We start from the raw sequence: 25,798 nt of genomic DNA, 5'->3' as shown, positions 1-25,798 counted from the left end.
GGGGTGTCCTCGCCCCGGGTGGTCGTGGGTGGCGGGAGTTCCTGACTCGTCCGTCGTCTCCGTTGTCGGCGGAGTTGTCGGCGGACTCACAGTGGCGGGACCGCGCCGGATTCCCACCGGGCTTCCTCCCTAGGGCCCTGGGACCCTGTGCCGTCTGCATAGTAGAGGCTGCGCGTATGCTCGCCGCCATGCCGCCCAGCCCACCCATGCCTCAGGACCGGGGCGAAGCTCACATACGGGACAGCGCGCGGGACCGTGACCGTGACCGCGTACGCGACCGTGGTGACGCCTGCCCCGGCGCGCTGCGGCTGCACCGGGCCGACGACGGTGCGCTGGCCCGACTGCGCATCCCCACCGGCGTACTGACGCCCCGTCAGGTGCTGGCGCTGGCCGACGCGGCGGACCGGCTCGGCGACGGGCACCTCTCCCTCACCTCGCGCGGCAACCTCGAACTGCGGGGCCTCGGCGAGGGCTGCGGGCTCGGCCTCGCGGAGCTGCTGCGGGACGCCGGGCTGCTGCCGGAGTCCGAACGGCACGAGCGCGTACGGAACATGGTCGTCTCGCCGCTCGCCGGCCCGGAGGTGCAGGCGTGGGCCGCGCGCCTGGACGCGCTGCTGTGCGCCGAGGAGTGGACGCTGGAGCTCTCCGGGCGCTTCCTCTTCGCCGTCGACGACGGCCGGGGGGATGTGGCGGCGCTGACCCCGGATGTGACGTTGCTCGCAGAACCGGCGGGCACGGCTCTCGTGCAGGCCGGCGGCCCGGGCGCGTACCGGGTGGCGGGCGCCGACGCGCCGCGGGCCGCGCTGGCGGCGGCGGAGGCGTTCCTCGCGGCGGCCCGGGAGGCGGGCACGGGCGCGTGGCGGGTGCGGGAGCTGCCGGCGGGGCAGGACGTGGACGTGGCGGAACACCTGCGGCGGGCGTCGATCGCGGCGGAACCCGTGCGGGATGCCGTGGTCCCGGCGGGCGCACCTCTCGCGCCCGGGCTGGTCGGCGACGACACGGTCTCGGTGCTGGCGCGGCTGGGCCGGGTGACGACGGCGCAGTTCCGGGCGCTGCTGCCGGCCGAGGAGGTGCGGGTCACGCCCTGGCGCGGTTTCGTACTGCCGGGCTTCCCGGACCGGGCGGCCGCGGAGGAGCGGCTGCGCGCGCTGGACCGGACCGGGTTCCTCACGCGTGCCGACTCGCCGTGGGTCGGCGTGACCGCCTGCACGGGCCGGCCGGGCTGCGCGAAGGCCCTGGCCGACGTACGGGCGGACGCGCGCCCGGTGGACGGCGGCCTGCCGGTCCACTGGTCGGGCTGCGCGCGCCGGTGCGGCCATCCCCAAGGCGTCGCGTGGGTGGACGTGGTGGCGACCGCCGAAGGCGCGTACCAGACGACCGTGACCGTACAAGGACCGACGAGATGAGCGAGAGCAGAGTGTTCGACTACGAGAAGGACGGGGCGGAGATCTACCGCCAGTCCTTTGCCACGATCCGCGCCGAGGCGGATCTCGCGGGGCTGCCGGCCGACGTGAGCCAGGTCGCCGTGCGGATGATCCACGCCTGCGGCATGGTCGACCTCGTCCGCGACCTCGCCTATACACCGGACGTCGTCGCCCGCGCCCGCGAGGCGCTGCGCGCCGGGGCGCCGATCCTGTGTGACGCGCAGATGGTCGCGAGCGGTGTCACGCGCAAGCGGCTGCCCGCCGGCAACGACGTGGTCTGCACCCTCTCCGACCCGTCCGTGCCGGCCCTCGCCGCCGAGCTGGGCACCACGCGCAGCGCCGCCGCGCTGGAGCTGTGGCGCGACCGGCTGGAGGGGTCGGTCGTCGCGATAGGCAACGCCCCGACCGCGCTCTTCCGGCTCCTGGAGATGATCGACGCGGGCGCGCCGCGCCCCGCGGCGGTGCTCGGCATCCCGGTGGGCTTCATCGGCGCGGCCGAGTCGAAGGACGCGCTGGCGGCCTTCCCCGGTCTGGAGTCCCTGGTGGTCCGGGGCCGGCGGGGCGGCAGCGCGATGGCGGCGGCGGCGATCAACGCGATCGCGCACGAGGCGGAGATCCAGGCATGACGGGCACGACGGGCACGACGGCCATGAGCGGAAAGCTGTACGGGGTCGGGCTCGGCCCCGGCGACCCGGACCTGATGACGGTGGCGGCGGTGAAGGCCATCGCGGCCGCCGACGTGATCGCGTACCACTGCGCGCGCCACGGCCGTTCGATCGCCCGGTCCATCGCGGCGGAGCACATCCGCGAGGACCAGATCGAAGAGCGGCTGATGTACCCGCTGACGGTGGAGACCACCGACCACCCGGGCGGCTACCGGGGCGCGCTGAACGACTTCTACGAGGAGGCGTCGGCCCGGCTCGCCGCCCACCTGGACGCCGGCCGCACGGTCGCGGTCCTGGCGGAGGGCGACCCGCTCTTCTACGGCTCGTACCAGCACATGCACAAGCGCCTGGCGCACCGGTACGCCACCGAGGTCATCCCGGGCGTCACGTCGGTGAGCGCGGCGGCGGCCCGGCTCGGGGAGCCGCTGTGCGAGGCCGAGGAGGTGCTGACGATCATCCCCGGCACGCTGCCGGAGGACGAGCTGACGGCGCGGCTCGCGGCCACGGACTCGGCGGTCGTGATGAAGCTCGGCCGGACCTTCCCCACGGTGCGGCGCGCGCTGGAGCGGGCGGGCCGGCTGGAGGACGCCCGGTACGTGGAGCGGGCGTTCATGTCCGGCGAGCGCACCGGGGAGCTCGCCTCGGTCGATCCGCAGACGGTGCCGTACTTCTCGGTGGCGGTGCTGCCGTCGCGCATCGACGCGGAGGTCCCGGAGGCGCGGGAGACCGGCGGCGAGGTCGTGGTCGTCGGCACCGGCCCGGCGGGCGCGCCGTGGCTGACGCCGGAGTCGCGAGGGGCGCTGGTGAACGCCGACGACCTCGTCGGCTACACCACCTACCTGGACCGGGTGCCGGTGCTCCGGCCGGGACAGCGGCGCCACGGCTCCGACAACAAGGTCGAGTCCGAGCGCGCCGAGTTCGCCCTGGACCTGGCCCGGCGCGGCCGCCGCGTCGCGGTGGTCTCGGGCGGCGACCCGGGCGTCTTCGCCATGGCGACGGCGGTCCTGGAGGTCGCCTCCCAGGACCCGTACCTCGACATCCCGGTCCGCGTCCTGCCCGGCGTCACGGCCGCGAACGCCGCCGCGGCGAAGGCGGGCGCCCCGCTGGGCCACGACTACGCGACGATCTCCCTCTCGGACCGCCTCAAGCCCTGGGAGGTCATCGCCGAGCGCCTGCGCGCGGCCGCCTCGGCGGACCTGGTCCTGGCCCTCTACAACCCCGGCTCCCGCTCCCGCACCTGGCAGGTCGCCAAGGCCCGCGAACTGCTGCTGGAACACCGCGCCCCGGACACCCCGGTGGTCGTCGCCCGCGACGTCGGCGGCCCGGAGGAGTCGGTCCGCGTCCTGCCGCTGATGGACCTCGACCCGACGGAGGTCGACATGCGCACCCTGCTGCTGATCGGCTCCTCCCAGACCCAGGCGGTGCGGCGGACCGACGGCTCCGACCGCGTGGTGGCGTGGACGCCGCGGAGGTACCCGGAGGCGTGACGGCGCGCCCGCACATCGCCTTCTACCCGCCCGCGGACGACGGCGGTGCCTGGCGCGCCACACTGCCTGCACTGGGGAACGCCTTGCGCGAGGCGTTCCCCGGCGCGGAGCTGGAGTACCGCGAGTCGGGCATCCTGGGCACGCCGATGCTCGACTTCACCCTCGAAGTCGCCCCGGGCCTCTGGGTGGACGGCACAGCGGCGATGCGCGAACCGGACGGCGCCTTCATCACCCTCACCCAGGTGACCCCCGACGAAGTCGCCCCCTTCGCCACCTGGCTCCGGGACCACTTCGCCCCCGCCCCGGACCAGGTGCGGTTCATATCGAGCCTCGCCGTGGAGGACGGTGAGGAGACACCGTCCCCTCTGCCGACTGAGGGCGGCGTCGACGACATGGAGGCGGCGCTGCGGGGGCATCTGGCGCGTTTCGGCGCCGGATAGCCGCCGTCAGGTGGCGTCGGGAACGGCGCCGGTGAGCTTGGCACGCTTGGCGGCTACGCGCCGGGGATCAGCCGGTCCGTGGAGCCGTTCGAAGTCGGCTATGAGCTCGTCCAGCTTGTGCCGCACGTCAGTGGTGGCGGCGTCGACCTGCGGGGGGCCGCCGGCGGTTTCCTTCGTCATGGCCCCAGCGTGGCAGTCGAAGCCCTTGGTCGCACTGGTGCTGGCCCCCGCACCGGCTGTCGGGGCCACCGGATGGGCGGGACCGGGCCGGTCGGGGATCGTCGAGGCATGACCACTCGCACCTTACGAACCCTCGCGCTCGCCGTCGCCGCGTCGGCGGTCGCCGCGACCCTGACCGCCTTAGCCGCGCCCTCGGCCGGGGCCGCCGCTCCCGCCCTCGCGTGGGGCTCCTGTACGCACAAGGGAGCGCTGCCCGGCCAGGAGTGCGCCGATCTGACCGTGCCGGTCGACTACCGCGACCCGGACGGCCCGCAGCTCACCGTCGCCGTGTCCCGCCTGCGCAGCGAGCGCCCGGAGGAGCGGCGCGGGACGCTGCTGGTGATACCGAGCGGGCCGGGCGGCTCCGGGGTGCGCATGCTCTCCCAGAAGGGCGAGGCGCTGCGGAAGGAGCTGTCCGGGGCGTACGACCTCGTCAGCCTCGACCCGCGGGGCGTGGGCGGCAGCACCACCGCGAGCTGCCGTCTCCCCGAGGCCGACCGGCACTTGGTGACGTTGCGCTCATGGCCCTCCCCGGACGGCTCCATCGCCGAGAACGTCACCCGCTCCCGGCGCGTCGCCGAGGCGTGCGCCCGCCATGGCGGCCCGGTGCTGCGCAGCCTCACCACGGCGAACGAAGTACGCGACATCGACCGGTTCCGCGAGGCGCTGGGCGAGGAGCGGCTGTCGGCATGGGCCCTGTCGTACGGGACGTACGTCGGCGCCGTGTACGCGCAGAAGTACCCGCACCGCACGGACCGCTGGGTCCTGGACAGCAACGGCGACCCGGACCCCTCGCGCGTGGAGCGCGGCTGGCTGGCGAACATGGCGCGGGGCGCCGAGGACCGGTTCCCCGACTTCGCGGCCTGGGCCTCGGCTCCCACGACCCCGGAGCACCTGCGCCTCGCGGACCGCCCGCAGGACGTGCGCCCGCTGTTCCTCGCCTTGGCGGCGCAGCTGGACCACGCGCCCCGTCCGACCACCACCCCGGGCGTCCCCCTGACCGGCAACCGCCTGCGCCAGTCCCTCCAGAACGCCCTCAACACCAACGACTTCACCCGGGTCGCCGGCCTCGTCCGCGCCGCCCAGGACCCTCAGGCGATACCGACCCTCACCCCCGACGTCGCAGGCGCCCTCAGCGACACCGACGCGGCCGTCACCCTCGCGGTCGTCTGCAACGACGTCCGCTGGCCCTCCTCGATACCCGCTCACCAGCAGGCCGTGACGACCGACCGCGCCCGCCACCCCCTGACGGCCGGCATGCCGGTGAACATCACGCCCTGCTCCTTCTGGAAGGACGCCCCCACGGACAAGCCCACCCGCATCACCGACGAGGGCCCCTCCACCATCCTGATGCTCCAGAACCTCCGCGACCCCGCGACCCCGTACGTCGGCGCCCTGAAGATGCGCGAGTCCTTCGGCGACCGCGCCCGCCTGGTCACGGTCGACGCAGGCGGCCACGGGTCCTACCTGGCGCACGGCAACGCCTGCGGCGACAGGGCGGTGACGGACTTCCTCCTGACCGGCGAGCGCCCGGACCGGGACACGTATTGCGCCCATGCCGCTCGCTGATCTCAGCGCACCCAGATGGGTTGGGTCCAGGCCCGCTGGAGGCAGAGGGACGGGTCCCAGCTGTAGTCGCCGTTCCAGGTGTCGTCCGGGCCGACGCATTCGAACCGGACGTACCGCGCGTGGTGGGGCATGGAGTACGTCGCGGTGGGCGCCGTGGGGAGAAGGTGGCCGGGGGCCCCATCAACGATGGCGTAGATGCGGTGGGCGTCCTGCGTCTCGATGGTGATCGTCATTCCGTCGACGACCACCTTGTCGATGGTCACGCCGGTGGAGGCGTAGAACCGGCCGTGGCGAATGGCCGAGACGATGGAATCGACGGTCCGCTCCGCCGCGCACACCACGATCCATGCCTGGTTGAAGTCATTGTGTTTGACGCTGCAATCGCCGCCCACCCCCCACACCCGGTGGCCGTTCTGGAGGAGGTGGTCCCAAACGTCGAAGGCGAAAGGGCTGTGGTGGTCCTCCGGGCGGTGCAGGTACCAGCCGTTGACGATTTCAAGGGCGTCGACGCCGACGAACTCGTGGTACGGCCGACCCGGGTACTTGGGGTGCAGCAACACCACGAGGGAGTTGGTGTCGGCGTGGGCGAGCTCCGCGATCGCCGTCAGCGAGGACTTGTGCGGCACATGGCAGGAGTCGGACGGGTTGACGTGGCTGAGGTGGTGGTCGTGGAGGACGCACTCGTTGTCGAGCTCCGCCCCAGGAATGATCAGCATGCCGTCGCCCTCAAGCCCCTCGGCGTCGATGTGGGCCCGGGTCGTGTAGTGGTTCTGCTCGGAGAACATGAGGAACTCGTGGCCGGTGGACGCGTAGTCGCGCAGGACGCCTTCGACGCGTGAGCAGGGCGAGGCCGGCTCAGGAAGCCCTCACGGCCCCGGAGCGAGGACCATCCGGATGATCGCCGTGAGGGTCAGCACGGCGGCAACGGCGTTCCACCACCGTCGTACGCATCCCAGCGCGACGAAGGCCGCCGTGACCGCCGTCGCCAGCAGTTCGGTGCCCAGGCCGAGCACGGCCATCAGCCGAACCGTGTCGGTGACGGTCACGTCCCAGGGGCCTTCGGACTCGGTGAGCAGGGCATTGAGTACGAAGAAGCCGCCGACGGCGTGGAGGAGGACCAGCACCACCGCGCACAGGGCCGACGCGAACCCATCCGTCGGCCGCCGCCGCGCGGCGGTCACTCGGTGCCCGGCCCGGCGGTCAGGGCAACCGCCCACGCCACCGCCTCCTCCACCGTCCCCACCGACGCGACCCCCGCCGGCACCGGCGGCCGTCGGACCACGACGACCGGGAGGCCGGCCTCGCGGGCGGCCGCCAGCTTCGGTGCCGTGGCGGTGGAGCCGCTGTCCTTGGTGACCAGGACGTCGACGGCGTGGCGGCGCAGCACCTCGCGCTCGCCCTCCAGGGTGAAGGGCCCGCGGTCGAGGAGGACCTGCAGGTGGGGCGGGAAGGGGGGCTCCGGGGGGTCGACCGAGCGGAGGAGGAACCAGGCGTCGGTGACGTGGGCGAAGGAGGCGAGGCCCATGCGGCCGGTGGTGAGGAAGACGCGGCGGCCGAGCCGCCGGGCCGTGTCCGCCGCCTCGTGGAGGGTGTCCACCAGGTGCCAGTCGTCGCCCTCGGCGGGGGCCCACCCGGGACGGCGCAGGGCGAGCAGGGGAACATGGGCTGCGGCGGCCGCCCGGGCCGCGTTCGAGCTGATGGTGTCCGCGAAGGGATGAGTGGCGTCGATGACCGCGTCCACCTGGTGTGCGCGCAGCCAGCGGGCGAGGCCTTCCGCTCCGCCGAAGCCGCCGATCCGCACCTCGCCCGGGGGCAGCCGCGGGGCGGCCACGCGGCCCGCGAGCGAGGTGGTCACCCGCACGGCGGCCTGCGTGTGCAGGGACTCGGCCAGGCGGCGGGCCTCGGTCGTACCGCCGAGGAGGAGTATGTGCACGGTGACGGTCCATGGGTGAGGCGACGGGTGGGCGCAGTGCGCAACTCAAGCACACCGGGCTCCGTTCCGGGTGGACGACCGGGGCCTGTGCCACGGCGGCCACGACCGCCGCGTACACCGCGCTGCTCACCGGGGACTTCCCCGACCCGGTGACCATCAGCCTGCCGAAGGGGCAGACACCCGCCTTCGCCCTCGCCACCGAGGAGCTGACGGACGACCGCGCCATGGCCGGGATCGTCAAGGACGCCGGGGACGATCCCGATGTGACGCACGGGGCACTGATCAGGGCCACGGTCCGGATGCTCCCGCCGGGCGTCGGCGTGGTGTTCCGCGCCGGGCCAGGCGTCGGGACGGTCACACGGCCCGGGCTGCCGCTGGAGGTGGGCGAGCCGGCCATCAACCCCGTGCCCCGGCAGCTGATGCGCGAGCACGTCGCCCGCGTCGCCGCCGCGCACGGCGGCACCGGCGACGTCGAGATCACGGTCTCGGTCGACGACGGCGAGGAGATCGCCCGTTCCACGTGGAACCCCCGCCTCGGGATCCTGGGCGGGCTGTCCATCCTCGGTACGACCGGGGTCGTCGTGCCGTACTCCTGCTCCGCCTGGATCGACTCCATCCGGCGCGGCGTGGACGTCGCCCGGGCGGCGGGCCGCACGCACCTCGCCGGGTGCACGGGCTCGACGTCCGAGAAGACGGTCGTCTCCCTCTACGGGCTGCCCGAGGACGCGCTCCTGGACATGGGCGACTTCGCGGGCGCGGTGCTGAAGTACGTACGCCGGCACCCGGTCGAGCGGCTCACCATCTGCGGGGGCTTCGCCAAGCTGTCCAAGCTGGCCGCCGGCCACCTCGACCTCCATTCGGCGCGCTCCCAGGTCGACAAGGGGTTCCTCGCGGAACTGGCCCGCGCGGGCGGCGCCGACGAGGAGCTCGCGGCGCGGGTGACGGAGGCCAACACCGGGCTCGCCGCGCTGCAGCTGTGCGCCGCGCGGGGCGTGCCGCTGGGCGACCTGGTCGCCGTCACCGCCCGCGACCAGGCCCTCGCCGTGCTGCGCGGCGCCCCGGTCGCGGTGGACGTCGTCTGCATCGACCGGGCCGGGACGGTCGTCGGCCGCAGCGAGGTGAAGGGCTGAAGCGTCAGCAGACGTGCCGGTCCCGCTCCGGCGAGTACAGGTGGCTGTCACGGAACTGCGTGGCACCCAGCGTGCGGCCCACCAGGATCACCGCCGTCCGCGTGATGCCCGCCTCCTTCGTCGCCGCGGCGATGTCCGCGAGCGTGCCCCGCAGGATCACCTCGTCCGGCCGGGATGCGAGAGCGACCACGGCGGCGGGGCAGTCCTCGCCGTAGTGCGGCACCAGCTCGGCGACGACGCGGTCGACGTACCGGGCCGCCAGGTGCAGCACCAGCAGCGCGCCGCTGCGGCCCAGGGTGGCGAGGTCCTCGCCCTCGGGCATGGGCGTGGCCTGCTCGGCGATGCGGGTCAGGATGACCGTCTGGCCCACGGTCGGCACGGTCAGCTCCCGCTTCAGCGCGGCCGCCGCGGCCGCGAAGGCCGGTACACCGGGCACGACCTCGTACGGGATGCCGGCCGCGTCCAGCCGCCGCATCTGCTCGGCGACGGCGCTGAAGACGGACGGGTCGCCGGAGTGGAGGCGGGCGACGTCGTGGCCCTCCTCGTGGGCGCGGACCAGTTCCGCCGTGATGGCGTCCAGGTCGAGGCGCGCGGTGTCGACGAGCCGCGCCCCCGGCGGGCACTCGGCGAGCAGCTCGCGCGGCACGAGCGAGCCGGCGTACAGGCACACCTGACAGGAGGCGAGGGTGCGCGCGCCGCGCACGGTGATCAGGTCGGCGGCGCCGGGGCCCGCACCGATGAAGTAGACGGTCATCGTGAAACTGCTCCAGGTGCTCCGGGCTTGGTAACGGACCATTGCGTGACCGGCATGGCCTGGCGCCAGCCGGTGAAACCGCCCACCGGGACGGCATGCGCGACCGCGAGCCGTACGAGCTCGCCGCCGTACCGCCGGTAGCGGTCGGCGAGCAGCGCCTCGGATTCGAGGGTCACGGTGTTGGCGACGAACCGCCCGCCCGGCCGCAGGGCGTCCCAGCAGGCGTCGAGGAGCCCGGGCGCGGTCAGCCCGCCGCCGATGAACACCGCGTCGGGCGCGGGCAGGCCGGCGAGGGCCTCGGGCGCGGGCCCGGTGACCACGCGCAGCGCGGGGACGCCCAGCGCCTCCGCGTTGCGGGTGATGCGTGCGGCCCGCTCGGCGGAGCGCTCCATGGCGATGGCGCGGCAGGTGCGGTGCGTCCGCATCCACTCGATGCCGATCGAGCCGGAGCCGCCGCCGACGTCCCACAGCAGTTCGCCGGGCGCGGGCGCCAGCGCGGCGAGCGTCGCGGCGCGCACATGGCGCTTGGTGAGCTGGCCGTCGTTCTCGTACGCCGCGTCGGGCAGGCCGGGCACGGCCCCGAGGCGCAGGGCGCCGTCGGCGCGTGCGCAGGTGACGGCGATGACGTTGAGCGGGTCGCCGGGCGCGTGGGGCCAGTCGTCGGCGGTGCCGGTCAGGACGCGCTCGCGCTCCGGGGAGCCGAGCTGCTCCAGTACGCGCAGGGCGCTCGGCCCGAAGCCGCGCTCCCGCAGCAGGGCCGCGACCTCCCCGGGCGTCGCCGCGCCCGCGCTGAGCACCAGCAGCCGCCGCCCGTCGTGCAGCGCGGCGGCCAGCGAGGCGAGGGGCCGGCCGACCAGCGTGACGGTCTCGGTGTCCTCCAGGGGCCAGCCGAGACGGGCGCAGGCGTACGAGACCGACGACGGGTGCGGCAGGACGCGCAGCCGCTCGGGGCCGACGGTCTCGGCGAGGGCGCGGCCGATGCCGTAGAACAGGGGGTCACCGCTGGCGAGCACGGCGATCCGGCGCCCGGCGTGCGCGGACAGCAGCCGGGGCACGGCGGGCCGCAGCGGCGAGGGCCAGGCCACGCGCTCACCCCGGCACTCCTGGGGCGGCAGCAGGGCGAGCTGCCGGTCGCCGCCGATGACGACCTCGGCGCCGCGCAGGGCGTCCCGGGAGGCGTCACCGAGCCCGGCCCAGCCGTCCGCGCCGATGCCGACGACGGCCACAGGGACGGGACCGGGATCTATGGGGCTGCTGCTCACGGGCCCGAACCCTATCGGGTGGTCACGTGCCCACCACCTCTGGGCGGGCCCGCCGACGGGTACCCGTGTCCCTACCGACCCCGGTTTCGAGAGGTGTGAGGGCGATGGAGTTCGGGATCTTCAGCGTCGGCGACGTGACCCCCGACCCGACGACCGGCCGGGCGCCGACCGAGCACGAGCGGATCGCGGCCATGGTGACGATCGCCCTCAAGGCCGAGGAGGTCGGCCTCGACGTCTTCGCCACCGGCGAGCACCACAACCCGCCCTTCGTGCCGTCGTCCCCGACGACCCTCCTCGGGTACATCGCCGCCCGCACCCGCCGGCTGGTGCTGTCGACGTCCACGACCCTCATCACCACCAACGACCCGGTGAAGATCGCCGAGGACTACGCGATGCTCCAGCACCTCGCGGACGGCCGCGTCGACCTGATGCTGGGGCGCGGCAACACCCCGCCCGTCTACCCATGGTTCGGGCAGGACATCCGGCAGGGCATCCCGCTCGCCATCGAGAACTACGGACTTCTCCACCTGCTGTGGAGGCAGGAGTCCGTCGACTGGACGGGCCACTTCCGTACGCCGCTGGAAGGCTTCACGGCCACGCCGCGCCCGCTGGACGGCGTACCGCCCTTCGTCTGGCACGGCTCCATCCGCTCCCCCGAGATCGCCGAGCAGGCCGCGTACTACGGCGACGGCTTCTTCCACAACAACATCTTCTGGCCCCAGGAGCACACCAAGCGGATGGTGACCCTCTACCGCGAGCGGTTCGCGCACTACGGTCACGGCGACCCCGAGCAGGCCATCGTGGGCCTGGGCGGCCAGGTCTTCATGCGGCGCAACGCGCAGGACGCGGTAAGGGAGTTCCGGCCCTACTTCGACAACGCCCCGGTGTACGGGCACGGCGCCTCGCTGGAGGAGTACACCGCCCAGACGCCGCTGACCGTCGGCTCCCCGCAGCAGGTCATCGAGCGGACCCTCACCTTCCGCCGCACGGCCGGCGACTACCAGCGCCAGCTGTTCCTCCTCGACCACGCGGGGCTGCCGCTCAAGACGGTCCTGGAGCAGCTGGACCTGCTCGGCGAGGAGGTCGTCCCCGTCCTGCGCGAGGAGTTCGCGGCCCTGCGCCCGGCGGGCGTCCCGGAGACGGCCCCGCCCCACCCGGCCACGACGCGCTAGCGCTTGCGCGGACGGCTCACTCGTGCCCGTACTCACTCGTGCCCGTACTCACTCGTGCGTGTAGAAGACGTAGAACGCGATGAGCCCCGCCCCCGCCGCCACCACCAGCGACACCGCCGCCGCCGTCAGGACGCTGGCGCCGCTCAGGCTGTAGAGCCAGCCGACACCCAGCCCGACGAGCGCGCCGTACGCCGCCGCCCGCAGCTCGCGCGGCAGGAACGCCTGGGTGCGGCGCAGGAGGTAGTACAGGCCGCCGAAGACCACGCCGCTGATGAGGCCCAGCATCGCGATACCGAAGGTGATCGTGCGCCCGTCGCGCTCGATGTGCTGGGCGTAGAGGGCGAAGAGGAAACCGAGGACGAGGGCCATCCTCCAGCCCGTACGGGTCCGGGTCCGGCTCTCGTCGCGGTGGCGGGCGCGGGTGTAGCCGGGTGTGGCGGGTGCGGACATGGGTGGCTCCTTCCACGCACTCACTTCACTCCCTCAGAGCACACCGGTGGCGGCCGTCCGGCAAGTGGATCAGTGACGCGGAGGCCGGCCCGAGCCCGGTCCGAGCCCGGTGAGCGCCCACCCCGAGGCCGGTCCGCCCCCGTCCAAGGCGCCCCGCGGCCGCCCCGTACGTGCCAGAATTCCGGGGTGCCCCGCCGTGCCGCCCTCTGGGCCGTCGCGCTGCTCCTCGCCGCACCCACCCTCGTCGCTGTCTGCCGGCTTCTCGACACCGACGCCGTCACTCCCGTACCGCAGCTGCTCTCCTTCCTCCCCTGGCTCACCGTCCCCGCCGCCTGCGCCCTGTTCGTCGCCCTCGCCGCCCGCCGCCCCGCGCTCGTCGGCTGGGCGGCCGCCGTCCTCGCGGTCACCGCTTGGTACGTCCAGCCGTACGGCCCGGACACCACCAGCGCCCGCGACCGGCCCGTCGTGGCGGCGGCCCGCCTCCGGGTGCTGGCGTCGAACGTCGAGTTCGGGCAGGCGACACCCGGACTGCTGCGGGTGATCCGGCGCGAGCGGCCGGACCTGGTCTTCGTCTCCGAGTGCGACCCCGCCTGCGTACGCACGCTGAGCGCCGCGTACCCGTACCGCGCGCAGGTCGTGGGGCCCGGGTCCGCCGGGTCCGTGATCCTGGGCGGGTACCCGCTCACGCCCCATCCCGCGCTGCCCTCCGCCCTGGGCATGCCCGGCGCGACCGCGCGCGTCCACGGCCGGGACGTACGGCTGCGGCTCGCGCACCCGCTGCCGCCGCTGCCCGGGCAGATCGCCGCGTGGAAGCGCGAGCTGGGGCTGCTGCGCGAGGACGCCGCCCGGCACCGGCAGGCGCGCGGCGGCGACCCGCTCCTCGTCGCCGGGGACTTCAACGCGAGCCAGGACCACGCAGCCTTCCGGGCCGTACTCGACGCCGGCGGCCTGCACGACGCCGCCCGCCTCGCGGGGCACGCCCGCACGCCGTCGTGGCCGCGCGAAAGGCCGCTCCCGCCGCCGTACGTCCAGATCGACCACGTCCTCGTCGGCGACGACTTCTCGGTGCGCGGCGCCCGCTTCCTCGACGTGCCGGGCAGCGACCACCGGTCCCTGCTCGTCGAGCTCGACCTGCACGCCCGTCCCTGATCCGGGAAGGTGGAGTCCATGGACAACGAGCAAATCCTCGACCACATCGGAGCACTCGTCCGCGAGGAACGGGCCCTGCACGACCGCTCCGGCGCCCTCACCGACGACGAGCGGGCGCGCCTGCGGTCCCTGGAGGCCCAGCTCGACCAGTGCTGGGATCTGCTGCGGCAGCGGCGCGCCAAGGAGGAGTTCGGCGGCGACCCCGACACCGCGACGGTCCGCCCGCCCGGTGACGAGGCCTACTGAGCCCCCGAGCCACGTGGCGGAGACCAGCAGGGCCGTCCGGCTCGCGCCGCCCGAGTGGCTGATGCGGGCCCTGCGCCCGCAGCCCGCGCCCGTCCCGTGGGCCGCCGTCGCCCGCGCCGCCGTCGCGCTCACCGCGCCCCTCGCGGTCGGCCTCGCCGTGGGGCAGCCGCTGTACGGGGCCCTGGTGTCGATGGGCGCCCTGTCCGGGGTCATCGGCGACACCGCCGACGCGTACCGGATGCGGATCTTCAACATCGCCGTGCCGCAGCTCTTCGGCGCGCTCGGCGTCACCCTCGGCACGCTGGTGTACGGGGAGGGCTGGGCCGCCGTCGCCGTACTCACGCTGATCGCGCTCGCCTCCGGCATGATCTCGTCGATCGGCGCCGTCGCCTCCGTCTCCGGGCTGCTGCTGCTCCTCAACGCCGTCGTCGGCGCCGGCCTGCCCATGCCGAGCCCCTGGTGGAAGGCGCCGCTGCTGCTCACCCTCGGCGGCGCGGTCGTCCTCGCCCTCACGCTGCTCGGCTGGCCCCTGCGGGGCGGCGTACCGGAACGGGTGGCCGTCGCCGCCACCTACCGCGCCATCGCCGCGCTCCTCGCGGCGGCGGGCACGCCCGCGTACGAGGACCGCCGCCCCGCCGTCACCCGGGCCCTCAACACCGCGTACGACCTCGTCCTCGCCCGCCGCGCCCGCGACCACGGGCGCAACCCGACGCTGGTGCGGCAGCTGGCGCAGCTCAACGCCGTGATCCCCATCGTCGAGGCCGCGCCCGCGGCCCATCTGCGCGGCCGCCCGCTGCCCGCCGCGATCCCGGCGGCGGTGGAGGCCCTCGCGGCGGCCGTCGAGAGCGAGCGGCCCGCCCCGCCCCCACAGCTGCGCCTCCCCGGCCCCACCACCCCCTCCGAGCGCGCCGTCGACCACGCCCTGCGCCACGCCGCCACCGTCGTCCACGGCACGGAGACCGGTTCGCTCGACCGCCTCGACCGTCCCGCCGCACTCTCCGTACGGGCCCGGCGCGCCGCCCGCGACGCCCTCGTCTCCGAAGGCTCATGGCGCTACGGGCTGCGCCTCGCGGTGTGCATCGGCATCGCGCAGTCGCTCGTCTCCCTGATCGCCGTCCCCCGCTCGTACTGGGTGGCGCTCACCGTCACCTTCGTCCTCAAGCCCGACTTCGGCTCGGTCTTCTCCCGCGCCGTGCTGCGCGCCCTCGGCACGGTCGCCGGGCTCGCCATCGCCGCGCTCGTCCTCGCGGAGGTGCCGCGCGGCTGGTGGGACGTGCCCGTGATGATGCTGCTGGCCGCGCTGATCCCGGCGTTCTCGGCGAAGGGGTACGCCTTCCAGACGGCCGCCATCACGCCCGTCATCCTGCTCCTCTCGGACTGGCTGAACCGGCAGGGCTTCGAGCTGGTCCTGCCGCGCCTGTACGACTCGCTCCTCGGGTGCGCGATCACGCTCGTCGCGGGTTACCTGCTGTGGCCGGAGAGCTGGCACACCCGGATCGGCGACCGCCTCGCCGACGCGGTCGCCGACGCCGCCCGCTACGTCTCCCGCGCCTTCGGCCCCGAGGCGGAATGCGACCCGGGCGCGCGGGTCCGCGCCCGGCGCCGCCTGTACCGGGACCTGTCGACCGTACGGGCCGAGTTCCAGCGGGCGCTGACCGAGCCGCCGCCCACCGGCACCCGCGCCACCGCCTGGTGGCCGCTGGTCGTCGCCGTCGAGCGAATTATCGACGCGACGACCGCCGCCCGGGTCCGCGTCGACCACGGCGCCCCGCCACCCGACCCCGCCGAGGCGGCGGAGGTCGAGCGGCAACTGCGCGAACTGGCGGCGGGCCTGCGCACGAGCCACGTCATCACGGGCGTACGGGCGGAATGGGACGACGGCGGCGGGGAAGAGGGGAGCAGCGTGCTCGGGCCGCTGCGCCAGGAGGTGCGGGCGGCCCGCGCGATCGCCTCGCCCGGGCCCGACTACGATGCGCACGATCCACGCGTGCAGCACCGCTCCTGAACCACCGCACCTACCGCTATATGCCGTCATATGCCGTGCCTTCCAAGGACATTCGCCATGCGCAGCATCACTCCCAGGGGTCTCCAGCCCAATGTCCTCGGTACGTTCGACACGATCGTGATGGCCGTCGCCGGCAGCGCCCCCGCGTACTCGCTGGCCGCCACCACCGCCGTCCTCGTCGGCGCCGTCGGCTTCGCCGCGCCCGCCGCGCTGCTCTACTGCGCGATCCCGATGCTGGGCATCGTGCTGGCCTTCGGCCGGCTCGGCCGGATCGACGTCAACGCGGGCGCCGGCTACTCCTGGGTGGGACGCACCCTCCACCCCTTCCTGGGGTTCCTCTCCGGCTGGGCCCTGGTGGTGGCCGCCACGATCTTCATGGTGGCCGGGTCGCTGCCCGCCGGACAGCTGACCCTCGCGCTGTTCGACCCGTACCTCGCCGCCGACACCACGCTCGCCACCGCCGTCGGAGCGGGCTGGTTCCTGGTGATGCTGCTGGTGGTGCTGGGCGGGGCGCGGCTCACCGCGCGGGCCCAACTCCTCATCACGGGCGTCGAGCTGGCCGTCCTCCTGCTCTTCGTGGGCGGCGCGCTGCTGCACCGCGGCTCGGCCGCCGCCTTCGACTGGTCGTGGCTCGGCTTCTCCCACTTCGACGGCGTCTCGGGCTTCGCGTCCGGCGCGCTGATCGCCGCCTTCTGCTACTGGGGCTGGGACGTCACCAGCAACCTCAGCGAGGAGACCCGGAACAGCCGCCGCACCGCCGGTCTCGCGGCGCTCGTCGGCATCGGGATCGTCTTCCTCCTCTTCGAGGCGTTCACGATCGCCGTCAACATCATCCTGTCCTCCCACGAGATCGCGGAGGTCGGCACGGGTGTCCTCGCGCTGCTCGGCCGCGCGATCTGGCCCGGCTGGGGCGGCAAGCTGCTGATCCTGGCGGTCATGCTGTCCACCGTCGCGACCCTGGAGACCACGCTGATCCAGGTGACGCGCTCCCTCTTCGCGATGGGCCGGGACCGTACGATGCCGGCCGCCCTCGGCTCCGTACACCGCCGCTGGAACACGCCGTGGGTGGCCGTCACCGTCGTGGGGGCGGTGGCGCTGGCGCTGTTCGCGGCGGCCACGGCGCTCGGCTCGGTGGGCGACATCCTGGGCGAGGCGGTCCACGCCATGGGCCTGCAGATCGCCTTCTACTACGGCCTCGCCGGCATCGCCGCGGTCGTGGCCTACCGGAGGATGCTGTTCGCCTCCGTACGGGACTTCGTGCTGGGCGGGGCGTGGCCGCTGCTCGGCTCGGCGTACATGTTCTGGGTGTTCGTCACGGCGCTGGAGGAGCTGAGCCCCACCTCGGTGACCGTCGGCCTGGGCGGGCTGGCCGCCGGGCTCGTGCCGATGCTCTGGTACTGGCGCAAGGGCAGCGCGTACTACCGCTGCCCGGCGCGGCTCGACGCGGTGCGCGCGATGGCGGCGGCGGAACCGTACGGCGGTGTTCCGGGGCAACGGCGCGGCGGCGCGGGCGAGCCGCTGGCGACGGACTTCTGATGGCGGCCGCCCGCCGGCGGTCGGCCCACCGCCGTTCGGCCCGCTTCACGCCCGACTTCGACCCGGACTTCGGGGACCGGGCGCTGACCGCCGCCCGGCACGACATCGTCATCGGCCGCTGGCAGGGCGTACGCGACCTGCTGGCCGCATCGGACGGGGACCGGGCCCGGCGCACCCTGCGGCTGCGGATGCTGGCCCACGCGGCGGCCGACTCCACGGTGGTGGAGGCGTGGCGGGCGGCCGAGCCAGACCACCCGGACGCGGCGGTGCTGCGGGCCGCGACCGAGGTCGTACGGGTCTTCACCACCGCGATCGCGGCGGGCACGCCGCCCGGCCCGGGCGCCGCGGTGGACCGGGCGCGCCTCGACGCCACGGTCCTCGCCTGCCTGACCGCGGCGGACGCGCGGCCCGCCGACCCGATGCCGTGGGTGTCGCTGCTGACGGTGGCGCGGCTGTACGAGGGCGGTGTCGGTCGCCGTGAACTGCGCGGCTGGTGGGACGAGTTGCGGCGCCGCGACCCGTACAACCTGGAGGGCCACGTCCAGCTGCTGCGCTACTGGTCGGCGCGGTGGCACGGCACCCACGGCGCGATGTACGACTTCGCGCGGGACGCGGCGGGCGCGGCGCCGCCCGGCTCGCCGCTGCCGGTCCTGGTGCAGATCGCGCGGGTGGAGGAGTACCGGTACGTCGTCGAGAGCGGGCACGGCCGGGGCCCGGTGCGCGGCTTCGACCAGCACTGGAAGCACGAGCTGGCGGCCACGGAGGTGCGGCGCACGCGGGACCGCTGGATCGGCGGCCGCGCGCCCGGGCCGGTCCGGCCGGAGGAGGTCGAGCCGCTCAACTTCCTGACGCACGCCGCCTGCCACGCGGGCCTGCCGGAGGTGTACGGGGAGCTGTTCGGGCTGCTGGGGGCGCGGGCGTCGTGGATGCCGTGGGCGTACACGGGCGACCCGGCGCAGCAGTACACGAGGTGGCGCGGGGGGACGGCCCGCACCACCTCGTGACCCCCCGTGGGTCAGACGCGTCAGACGCCGATGTTCCGGCCGTCCTTGCGGTACACGGCGACGACCGCCGGGCGGACGAGCTTCCCGGGTCCGTCCGGCCAGGCGGAGGCGGGCTTCTCGACGGACGCGCCGTCGACCTCGCCCGGGTGCTGGACGGCGACGAGCACGCGCCGCTCCTGGATGACCGGCCCGCACGTCTCGGCGCCGGTCGGCACGGTCAGGAACTGCTTCAGCTCACCACGCCGCTCGCCCTGCGTGGCGACGGCGAACAGGCCGTCGTGCGACCCGAGCTGGTTGCCGTCGGTGGAGATCCACAGGTTGCCGTACGGGTCGAAGGCGACGTTGTCGGGGCAGGATATGGGGCTGACCTTCTCCTTGGGGTAGCCCGCGAAGTACGTCGCCGGGTCCTCCGGGTCGCCCGCGACGAGGAACAGCCGCCACGCGAAGCCGTCGGAGGCCGGGTCGTCCCAGTGCTCGGCGAGCTCCAGCACGTGGCCGTGCTTGTTGGTGTTGCGCGGGTTGGCCTCGTCGGCACCGGCCTTGCCGGCCGCGCCGCGGTCCTTGTTGTTCGTCAGCGCGACGTAGACGCGGCCGGTGCGCGGGGACGGCTCGACGTCCTCGGGGCGGTCCATCTTGGTGGCGCCCACCTTGTCGGCGGCGACGCGGGTGAAGACGTACACCTCCTCGGCGGTCATGCCGGGGACGTGGCTGGTCGTGCCCGTCGCGAGGGGGATCCACTGACCGCTGCCGTCGAACTCGCCGTCGTTCGGCAGCTTGCCGGTGCCGTCGACGTCGCCCGGGGAGTCGCCGGTGAGCTTGGCGACGTACAGCGTGCCCTCGTCGAGCAGCGTCAGGTTGTGCTCGCGGGCGCGGCGCGAGGTGCCCTTCATCATCCGCTTCGACGAGACGAACTTGTAGAAGTAGTCGAACCGCTCGTCGTCGCCCATGTAGACGACCGGCCGGCCGTCGGCCGTCAGGCGCGGCTGGGCGGCCTCGTGCTTGAAGCGGCCGAGCGCGGTGCGCTTGCGGGGCGTGGAGTCGGGGTCGTACGGGTCGAGCTCGACGACCCAGCCGAAGCGGTGCGGCTCGTTGGGCTCCTGCTTGACGTCGAAGCGCTTGTCGAACCGCTCCCACTTGCGCTCGGTGGCGCCGGAACCGATGCCGTACCGCTTGTCGGTCGGGGACGAGCCGTGGGCGAAGTACTGGTTGAAATTCTCCTCGCCGTGGAGCGTGGTGCCCCAGGGGGTGGTGCCGCCGGCGCAGTTGTTGAGGGTGCCCAGGACCGTACGGCCGGCCGGGTCGGCACTGGTCTTGAGCAGGTCGCCGCCCGCCGCCGGACCGGTGAGCTCGAACGCGCTGGTGGCGGTGAGGCGGCGGTTGAGCGGGTGGCGGGTCACGGGCGTGAGCCGGCCGGAGCGGTGCTCCTCCTGCACGACGACCACGGACAGCCCGTGCGCGGCCCAGGCGATCTCGACCTGCTCACGGGTCGGGTTCTCGGGGTCGTACCCCTTGAACATCAGGACTTCGTCCGTGTACTCGTGGTTGGCGACCATCACCTGGCGCCCGTACTCGCCCTTCAGGGGCAGCAGCGACAGGAAGTCGTTGTTGTACCCGAACTGCCCGGCCTGCGCCTTCGCGGACTGCTTGTCGGCGTCGAAGGCGGGCGCGCCGCGCAGGATGGGCTCGCCCCAGCGGATGACGACGCTCTGGGCGTAGCCGTCGGGGACGGTGACCTTGTCGTCCGTGTTGGGCGCGACGGGGGCGAAGCGGAGCCCGCGGGCGCCCGCGCTCTTGCCCGCGCTCTTCCCGGCGGCAGGGACCGCCGGGGTGGCGGCGACCGCCTCCTGTCCGCCCTGTACGGCGAGGGCGCCGCCCGCGGTGGCGGCGACGGTCACGGCGGCGGTGGCCCGCATCATCGACCGGCGCGAGAGGGCGCCGGCTATGACGTCGCCGACGTACTCGTTGTCGCTGGTGTTCGGCACCTCGTGGAAGCAGGCGTCACCGCAGCGGTAGCGGCAGGTGAGGGCGGACCGACCGCCCCCGTGCGAGTGGGTGCTCAGCAGCGGCAGCAGTCTGCGCACTTCGTTCCTCTTCCTCGTTTCGCGAATTCCGTCCGGCGTGACGCTAAGTGCGGATATGAGCAGCGCGGCGGCGACAAGATGAACGATGCATGAATCGAGGGCGTCGGGGGCGGGGTTGACGCGATTGCCCCTTGCCTTTCGGCGCCACACGGGGCGGCTAACCTTACGTGTCCGCCCCGGCCGGGGATGATTCCGGCAGTACGGACATACACGGCACCCAACATGCGAAAGGCCTCGCCCATGGGCATTCGGAGCTTGCTGCGCAAGGTGTTTGGACGCGACCGTGCGGAGCGTAACGAGTCGGCGGCCACGGCCCCCTCCGTCCCGCCCCAGACGGAACGGGCGGTGCCCCCGACGACGACGGTTCCGTCGCAGTCACCTGCTTCCCCCGCGGAATCGGCCCCTGCGGTGTCTTCCCCTGCGGCGCCCTCGTCCGCGGCGCCCTCTTCGGCGGAGTCGTCTTCGGCGGCGCCTTCTCCGGCGGAGTCGTCTTCGGCGGCGCCTTCTCCGGCGGAGTCGTCCTCCGCGGAACAGGCGGCAGCGGACCTGGTGGCCGCCGCCTTCGACGCGCCTCGCCCGCGCCGCACGACGATCCCCCCGGCGCGGGACGCGTCGTCCACGTCGGCGCCGGGGACGCCCGAGGCGCCTGAGCCCTCACCCGAGGCGGCCGGGGTACCCAAGCCTGCGGAGGCCCCGGAGGCGGACGCTGCGAAGGCCCCAGAGGCGGACGCTGCGCCTGCCGCCGAGGTCCCGGAGCCGGAGACCAAGGCCGCGGCCCCCGAGGCCGCCGAGGCCCAGCCGGAGCCGGAGGCCGAGGTCGTGGCCGCCGAGACCCCGGAGCCGGAGGTGGCCGCCGCTGCGGAGGCCCCGGAGCCGGAGGCCAAGCCCGAGGCCGCCGAGGCCCAGCCGGAGCCCGAGGCCGAGGTCGAGGTCGAGGCAGAGCCAGAGGCAGCTCCTGCCGCCGAGGCCCCCGCGCCCCAGCCGGAGCCCGAGCCGGAGGCGCAGCCGGAGCCCGTCGCCGAAGCGCCGGCCCCCGCCGAGAGCGAGGACGGCACCGACAGCGACGACAGCACCGACGACACCACGCCCACGCCCGCGGCCGCGGCCGCATCGGCGGAGCCCGCCGAAGAGCAGCCGACGGCGCCCGCCGGCAAGCCCGCGCACACGCTCGCCCGCGTCAAGGCACGGGCGCCCCAGGGCGCGGTCGTGGACGCGTACAAGGCCGCCGGCTCCGTACTCAAGAAGCGCGGCCTCACCGGCGCGCGGGCCGGCGTGTATCTGGTGCTGGACCGGTCCGGGTCGATGCGCCCGTACTACAAGGACGGCAGCGCCCAGCACCTCGCCGAGCAGGCGCTCGCGCTCGCCGCGCACCTGGACGAGGACAAGGACGCCACCGTCCCGGTGGTGTTCTTCTCGACGGAGATCGACGGCACCGGCGAGGTGACCCTGGACGACGTCGACGGCAAGATCGAGGCCCTGCACGACAGCCTCGGCCGCATGGGCCGGACCAACTACGACCGGGCGATCGCGGAGGTGCTCTCGCTGCACGAGAAGTCCGGCGCGGCCGACCGCCCGGCGCTGGTGATCTTCCAGACGGACGGCGCGCCGGAGTCGAAGACGGCGGCGACGCAGGCGCTGGCGGACGCGGCGGCTCGCGCGGGCGGCATCCAGTGGCGGTTCGTGGCGTTCGGGGAGAAGGACGCGAAGGCGTTCGACTACCTGCGCAAGCTGCAGGCGGAGAACGCGGGCTTCTTCCACGCGGGCCCGGAGCCCCGGGAGGTCCCGCACGCGACGTTCTACCGCGAGCTCCTCGCGGACTGGTCGGTCTGACCGACGACGTACGCCCGAGGGGGGAGACGGCCGGGGCCCGGCCGTCTCCCCCCTTGAAACGAAGGTGAGGGCAGCGCGCGGCGGCGGATAGGATTTCGACCATGGCGGCCACTGGATCCGAGAAGCAGGGGACGAAGGCGTACTACGTCACGACCCCCATTTACTACGTCAACGACGCTCCTCACCTGGGCCACGCCTATACGACCGTCGCAGGCGACGTGCTCACCCGCTGGCACCGTCAGCGTGGCGAGAAGGTGTGGTACCTCACCGGCACGGACGAGCACGGTCAGAAGATCATGCGCACGGCCGACGCGAACAACGTCACTCCGCAGGAGTGGTGCGACAAGCTCGTCGAGGAGGCGTGGAAGCCCCTCTGGGAGCACCTGGAGATCGCGAACGACGACTTCATCCGCACCACGGAGAAGCGGCACACGGACCGCGTCCAGGAATTCGTGCAGGACCTGTACGACAAGGGCGAGATCTACAAGGGCGGGTACGAGGGCCCGTACTGCGTGGGCTGTGAGGAGTACAAGCTCCCCGGCGATCTCATCGAGGCGGAGGACGGCACGAAGCTGTGTCCGATCCACAAGAAGCCGGTGGAGATCCTCAAGGAGGAGAACTACTTCTTCAAGCTGAGCGAGTACGGCCCGAAGCTGCTCGACTTCTACGAGAAGAACCCCGGTTTCATCCAGCCGGAGTCGGCCCGCAACGAGGTCGTGAACTTCGTGAAGCAGGGCCTTCAGGACCTTTCCATCTCGCGGTCGACGTTCGACTGGGGCATTCCGATCCCGTGGGACGAGAAGCACGTCATCTACGTGTGGGTCGACGCGCTGCTGAATTACGCCACGGCGGTCGGCTACAACGAGAACCCGGCGAAGTTCGACGAGACGTTCCCGGCGAACGTGCACCTGGTCGGCAAGGACATCCTGCGCTTCCACGCGGTGATCTGGCCCGCGATGCTGATGGCACAGGGACTGCCGGTGCCGGGCAAGGTCGCGGCGAACGGCTGGCTGATGGTCGGCGGCGAGAAGATGTCGAAGTCGAACCTGACGGGCATCAAGCCGCAGGACCTGACCTCGCACTTCGGTGTGGACGCGTACCGCTGGTACTTCCTGCGGGCGATCGCGTTCGGCAGCGACGGGTCGTTCTCGTGGGAGGACTTCACCGCCCGCTACACCTCCGAGCTGGCGAACGACTACGGCAACCTCGCCTCGCGCGTGGCGGCGATGGTCGGCAAGTACTTCGAGGGCGCCCTGCCCGCCGCGACCGCGTCCGGAGCGGCGGAGGAGGCCGTCCAGGCGGGCCTGGCCACGGCGGTCACGGAGGCGGACCGGAAGATCGGCGAGGAGCTGGACTTCCAGGGCGGCATCCTGGCGATCTTCGACTTCGTGAAGCAGGTCAACGGCTACATCACGGAGCAGGAGCCGTGGAAGGTGGCCAAGGACGACAGCGAGGAGGGCCGGGCCCGCCTGGCGACGATCCTCTACACCGCCGCGGAGGCCCTGCGCGCGGTCGCGGTCCTGCTGAACCCGGTGATGCCGGACACCTCGGCCAAGCTGTGGGACTCCCTGGGCGCCGAGCCCGCCCTGGGCGCCCTGGCCGACCAGCGCGTCCAGGACGCCGCCACGTGGGGGCAGCTGCCCGCCGGCGCGACGGTCACGAAGGGCGCGGTGCTCTTCCCCCGCCTGGAGGACCCGAAGAAGGCCTGACCCGCCCCATGCACACCGACGCCGATGCCGCCGCGCTCCCACCCGGAGCCGGCGGCCTCGCCGTACCCCAGCTGGAGATCTACTCGGTGGATGGCCCGGTGTGCGTCGTACGGTGCTGGTCGGGCCCCGTACGCGTGGGCCAGACCTTCGAGGACGGCCGCCTGACCGTCACGGCGATCCAGCGGTACAGCCGCCGCGTCGAGGCGCTGGACACGGCCCATTCGGCCAAGGTCACCTTCTCCGGCGACGCGGTCCCGCGCCTGCGCCACACCACCGCCATCTCGCCGACCGGACCACGCCTCTACGGGTACGTCGGCGACCCCGCGATCCGGGCCGCCGTGCGCCCCGGCACCGAGGGCCGGGCGATCCGCACGCCGGGGGACTTCGCCGCCTGGGCCTCCGAGCAGACACCCGACGACCTCGCCGAGCCCTTCACCCACGACGGCGACGGCTGGACGGCCACGTCCCTCACCCACCAGTCCACGGGCTACCACCCGGACCCCGACTCCTGGCCGGCCGTATCCGACGCCCTCTCCCTCGCGGGCCTCACCCGTCCCGACGGCTTCACCCCCTCCCCCATGGATGAACCGTAAAGTAACGTTGCAATCGAAAATCTGATCGTGGGATGATCGCCCCCATGGGGGTCGAGGGGGAACAGCAGGAAGGCGCGCGTTCTCAACAGCGCACACGACTGGCCGACTTGGCGGGGGCATTGGGCGCTTCGCCTGGGCCGTACGAGCAATCAACTTCCGTCGAGCGGGAGTTCGCCGTGCTGTTGGGTGAGTTCCGGCGTACGGCGGTGTTGGTGCCGGTTGACCCGTACGGGTCGCTGTGGACGGCCGAGCAGGGGGGTGTCCGCTGGATTTGCGCGTTTTCGAATGAGGGGACGCTGGAGCGGTTCGCTCGTGCTCGGGGGGAGGCGGACCGGGCGTGGGAGTTCCGGACCGTTCTGGGTGCGCGGTTGCTGGATGTGATGGTGCCCGCGCTGGGTGTACCGGCGGGTGTGGCCCTTGATGCGGGCAGTGATGACGGGATGCTCTTCCCGCCGGTGGCCGGTGTCGTGCCGGAATCGGCGGCTGTGGACCTCGGGGGGACGCAATGAGTGGTGACGGGCCGAATCTGGCGATGTCGCCGGCCGCCTTACAGCTGATCAAGTCCGGTATCGACAAGGCCCACGGCGAGCTCAAGGAGCACGGTGGGATCGGTGAGGCCACGGCGGGGCACGGCTTCGACGATCTGGCCCTGTCGGCCATGGACATGGGTCACTCGGGTCTTGCCGCGGAGTTCAAGACGTTCTGCGAGCGCTGGGGCTGGGGCGTGCGCACTCTGCTGCAGAAGGGGACCAACTTCGCGGCAGCGGTGGGCGTGGCGGCCGGTGGGCTCCAGGAGCAGGACCGGTACATCAAAGACACGATCAAGATCGCGGTGAATTCGGTCAATGGCAATCCCCACCTGTCGGAGGACGAGGTGGCGGCCAAGGACTGGGACGAGATCAAGTCGCAGCTCCCCACGGACAACGCCGATTACAGCGCCGAGTCGATGGAACGGGCGCAGGCGGAGACGGAGCAGCTGTGGCGGGACACGCGTTATGACGTGCTGAACGCGCAGATGCACTCCATGGAGCGGTACGGCGCGATCTCCGCGGAGGAACGTGAGTACGCGGATGCGAAGGCCCGCGAGGCCCTGGATCCGTCGCAGGAAGCGGTCGAGCGGACGCGACAGTAAGTAGCGGG

At 73.4% G+C, this 25,798-nt stretch carries 25 protein-coding genes and 1 riboswitch; of the genes, 17 read left to right on the top strand and 8 right to left on the bottom strand.

Features of this window, described 5'->3' with window-relative positions; all coding sequences use genetic code 11:
* Positions 1-17: 17 nt before the first annotated feature.
* A riboswitch (cobalamin riboswitch) is annotated at positions 18-166 on the bottom strand.
* 10 nt (positions 167-176) lie between these two features.
* Genes ACZ42X_RS09945 through ACZ42X_RS09930 form a run of 4 tightly spaced genes read left to right on the top strand, consistent with a single transcriptional unit; the run spans position 177 to position 4,016 of the window.
* Positions 177-1,406, top strand: a complete 1,230-nt coding sequence (locus ACZ42X_RS09945; RefSeq protein WP_468286423.1) for a cobalamin biosynthesis protein CobG — start codon at positions 177-179, stop codon at positions 1,404-1,406.
* Positions 1,403-2,050, top strand: a complete 648-nt coding sequence (locus ACZ42X_RS09940) for a precorrin-8X methylmutase (protein ID WP_468286420.1) — start codon at positions 1,403-1,405, stop codon at positions 2,048-2,050. Before ACZ42X_RS09945 ends, ACZ42X_RS09940 begins: the two co-directional genes overlap by 4 nt.
* Before the next feature lie 23 nt (positions 2,051-2,073).
* A complete protein-coding gene (cobJ, locus tag ACZ42X_RS09935; protein WP_468287480.1) occupies positions 2,074-3,576 on the top strand; it encodes a precorrin-3B C(17)-methyltransferase in 1,503 nt (500 codons plus the stop codon).
* Positions 3,573-4,016, top strand: a complete 444-nt coding sequence (locus ACZ42X_RS09930) for a hypothetical protein (protein WP_468286417.1) — start codon at positions 3,573-3,575, stop codon at positions 4,014-4,016. Before cobJ ends, ACZ42X_RS09930 begins: the two co-directional genes overlap by 4 nt.
* A gap of 6 nt (positions 4,017-4,022) precedes the next feature.
* Here the strand turns inward: ACZ42X_RS09930 and ACZ42X_RS09925 are convergent, their stop codons facing one another.
* Positions 4,023-4,196, bottom strand: a complete 174-nt coding sequence (locus ACZ42X_RS09925) for a hypothetical protein (protein ID WP_468286414.1) — start codon at positions 4,194-4,196, stop codon at positions 4,023-4,025.
* Between the two features lie 108 nt (positions 4,197-4,304).
* Between ACZ42X_RS09925 and ACZ42X_RS09920 the strand changes: the two genes are divergently transcribed.
* Positions 4,305-5,804 (top strand): alpha/beta hydrolase, encoded by a 1,500-nt coding sequence (locus ACZ42X_RS09920; protein ID WP_468286411.1) that lies wholly within the window; start codon positions 4,305-4,307, stop codon positions 5,802-5,804.
* Positions 5,805-5,806: 2 nt separating this feature from the next.
* Here the strand turns inward: ACZ42X_RS09920 and ACZ42X_RS09915 are convergent, their stop codons facing one another.
* From ACZ42X_RS09915 to ACZ42X_RS09905, 3 genes are all read right to left on the bottom strand, one after another.
* Positions 5,807-6,589, bottom strand: a complete 783-nt coding sequence (locus tag ACZ42X_RS09915; RefSeq protein WP_468286408.1) for a CehA/McbA family metallohydrolase domain-containing protein — start codon at positions 6,587-6,589, stop codon at positions 5,807-5,809.
* 81 nt (positions 6,590-6,670) lie between these two features.
* On the bottom strand, positions 6,671-6,985 hold the full coding sequence (locus tag ACZ42X_RS09910) for a hypothetical protein (RefSeq protein ID WP_468286405.1): 315 nt from the start codon (positions 6,983-6,985) through the stop codon (positions 6,671-6,673).
* The gene (locus ACZ42X_RS09905; protein WP_468286403.1) at positions 6,982-7,737 is read right to left on the bottom strand and encodes a cobalt-precorrin-6A reductase; all 756 of its coding nucleotides are present in this window, start codon (positions 7,735-7,737) and stop codon (positions 6,982-6,984) included. Before ACZ42X_RS09905 ends, ACZ42X_RS09910 begins: the two co-directional genes overlap by 4 nt.
* Before the next feature lie 11 nt (positions 7,738-7,748).
* On the opposite strand from ACZ42X_RS09905, the gene ACZ42X_RS09900 reads away from it, so the two are divergent.
* The gene (locus tag ACZ42X_RS09900; protein WP_468286400.1) at positions 7,749-8,867 is read left to right on the top strand and encodes a cobalt-precorrin-5B (C(1))-methyltransferase; all 1,119 of its coding nucleotides are present in this window, start codon (positions 7,749-7,751) and stop codon (positions 8,865-8,867) included.
* A 4-nt stretch (positions 8,868-8,871) separates the two neighbouring features.
* Here ACZ42X_RS09900 and cobM read toward each other — a convergent pair whose 3' ends face one another.
* Positions 8,872-9,621 carry a precorrin-4 C(11)-methyltransferase gene (cobM, locus tag ACZ42X_RS09895; protein ID WP_468286397.1) on the bottom strand — a complete coding sequence of 250 codons (750 nt, stop codon included), beginning with the start codon at positions 9,619-9,621 and terminating at the stop codon, positions 8,872-8,874.
* Positions 9,618-10,868 (bottom strand): precorrin-6y C5,15-methyltransferase (decarboxylating) subunit CbiE, encoded by a 1,251-nt coding sequence (cbiE, locus tag ACZ42X_RS09890; protein WP_468287477.1) that lies wholly within the window; start codon positions 10,866-10,868, stop codon positions 9,618-9,620. The genes cobM and cbiE overlap by 4 nt, the downstream gene beginning before the upstream one ends.
* 119 nt (positions 10,869-10,987) lie before the next feature.
* Here cbiE and ACZ42X_RS09885 point away from each other — a divergent pair, with 119 nt between their 5' ends.
* Positions 10,988-12,055 carry an LLM class flavin-dependent oxidoreductase gene (locus ACZ42X_RS09885; RefSeq protein WP_468286394.1) on the top strand — a complete coding sequence of 356 codons (1,068 nt, stop codon included), beginning with the start codon at positions 10,988-10,990 and terminating at the stop codon, positions 12,053-12,055.
* A gap of 48 nt (positions 12,056-12,103) precedes the next feature.
* Here the strand turns inward: ACZ42X_RS09885 and ACZ42X_RS09880 are convergent, their stop codons facing one another.
* On the bottom strand, positions 12,104-12,505 hold the full coding sequence (locus tag ACZ42X_RS09880; RefSeq protein ID WP_468286391.1) for a hypothetical protein: 402 nt from the start codon (positions 12,503-12,505) through the stop codon (positions 12,104-12,106).
* A gap of 186 nt (positions 12,506-12,691) precedes the next feature.
* Between ACZ42X_RS09880 and ACZ42X_RS09875 the strand changes: the two genes are divergently transcribed.
* The 5 genes from ACZ42X_RS09875 to ACZ42X_RS09855 all read left to right on the top strand — a co-directional run bounded on the left by ACZ42X_RS09875 (position 12,692) and on the right by ACZ42X_RS09855 (position 18,445).
* Positions 12,692-13,654, top strand: a complete 963-nt coding sequence (locus tag ACZ42X_RS09875; RefSeq protein ID WP_468286388.1) for an endonuclease/exonuclease/phosphatase family protein — start codon at positions 12,692-12,694, stop codon at positions 13,652-13,654.
* 18 nt (positions 13,655-13,672) lie between these two features.
* Positions 13,673-13,900: a DUF2630 family protein gene (locus tag ACZ42X_RS09870; RefSeq protein ID WP_468286386.1), complete on the top strand. Its 228-nt coding sequence runs from the start codon at positions 13,673-13,675 to the stop codon at positions 13,898-13,900.
* Between the two features lie 61 nt (positions 13,901-13,961).
* On the top strand, positions 13,962-15,905 hold the full coding sequence (locus ACZ42X_RS09865) for an FUSC family protein (RefSeq protein WP_468287474.1): 1,944 nt from the start codon (positions 13,962-13,964) through the stop codon (positions 15,903-15,905).
* Between the two features lie 57 nt (positions 15,906-15,962).
* A complete protein-coding gene (locus ACZ42X_RS09860) occupies positions 15,963-17,441 on the top strand; it encodes an APC family permease (RefSeq protein WP_468286383.1) in 1,479 nt (492 codons plus the stop codon).
* Positions 17,441-18,445, top strand: coding sequence for a hypothetical protein (locus tag ACZ42X_RS09855; RefSeq protein ID WP_468286380.1), 1,005 nt, complete (start codon positions 17,441-17,443; stop codon positions 18,443-18,445). Before ACZ42X_RS09860 ends, ACZ42X_RS09855 begins: the two co-directional genes overlap by 1 nt.
* Positions 18,446-18,465: 20 nt before the next feature.
* Here the strand turns inward: ACZ42X_RS09855 and ACZ42X_RS09850 are convergent, their stop codons facing one another.
* Positions 18,466-20,526 carry a PhoX family protein gene (locus tag ACZ42X_RS09850; protein WP_468286378.1) on the bottom strand — a complete coding sequence of 687 codons (2,061 nt, stop codon included), beginning with the start codon at positions 20,524-20,526 and terminating at the stop codon, positions 18,466-18,468.
* Positions 20,527-21,075: 549 nt separating this feature from the next.
* Here ACZ42X_RS09850 and ACZ42X_RS09845 point away from each other — a divergent pair.
* From ACZ42X_RS09845 to ACZ42X_RS09825, 5 genes are all read left to right on the top strand, one after another.
* Complete coding sequence (locus tag ACZ42X_RS09845; RefSeq protein WP_468286375.1) at positions 21,076-22,356, top strand: VWA domain-containing protein; 1,281 nt, start codon at positions 21,076-21,078, stop codon at positions 22,354-22,356.
* 101 nt (positions 22,357-22,457) lie between these two features.
* Positions 22,458-24,065 carry a methionine--tRNA ligase gene (gene metG, locus ACZ42X_RS09840; RefSeq protein ID WP_468286372.1) on the top strand — a complete coding sequence of 536 codons (1,608 nt, stop codon included), beginning with the start codon at positions 22,458-22,460 and terminating at the stop codon, positions 24,063-24,065.
* 8 nt (positions 24,066-24,073) lie between these two features.
* A complete protein-coding gene (locus ACZ42X_RS09835) occupies positions 24,074-24,658 on the top strand; it encodes a hypothetical protein (RefSeq protein ID WP_468286370.1) in 585 nt (194 codons plus the stop codon).
* A gap of 32 nt (positions 24,659-24,690) precedes the next feature.
* A complete protein-coding gene (locus ACZ42X_RS09830) occupies positions 24,691-25,167 on the top strand; it encodes an SseB family protein (RefSeq protein ID WP_468286367.1) in 477 nt (158 codons plus the stop codon).
* Complete coding sequence (locus tag ACZ42X_RS09825) at positions 25,164-25,790, top strand: hypothetical protein (RefSeq protein ID WP_468286364.1); 627 nt, start codon at positions 25,164-25,166, stop codon at positions 25,788-25,790. The genes ACZ42X_RS09830 and ACZ42X_RS09825 overlap by 4 nt, the downstream gene beginning before the upstream one ends.
* Positions 25,791-25,798 lie beyond the last annotated feature (8 nt).

The organism is Streptomyces sp. NPDC030862 (genome assembly GCF_055571835.1).
This window is presented reverse-complemented; position numbering and strand designations above follow the sequence as displayed.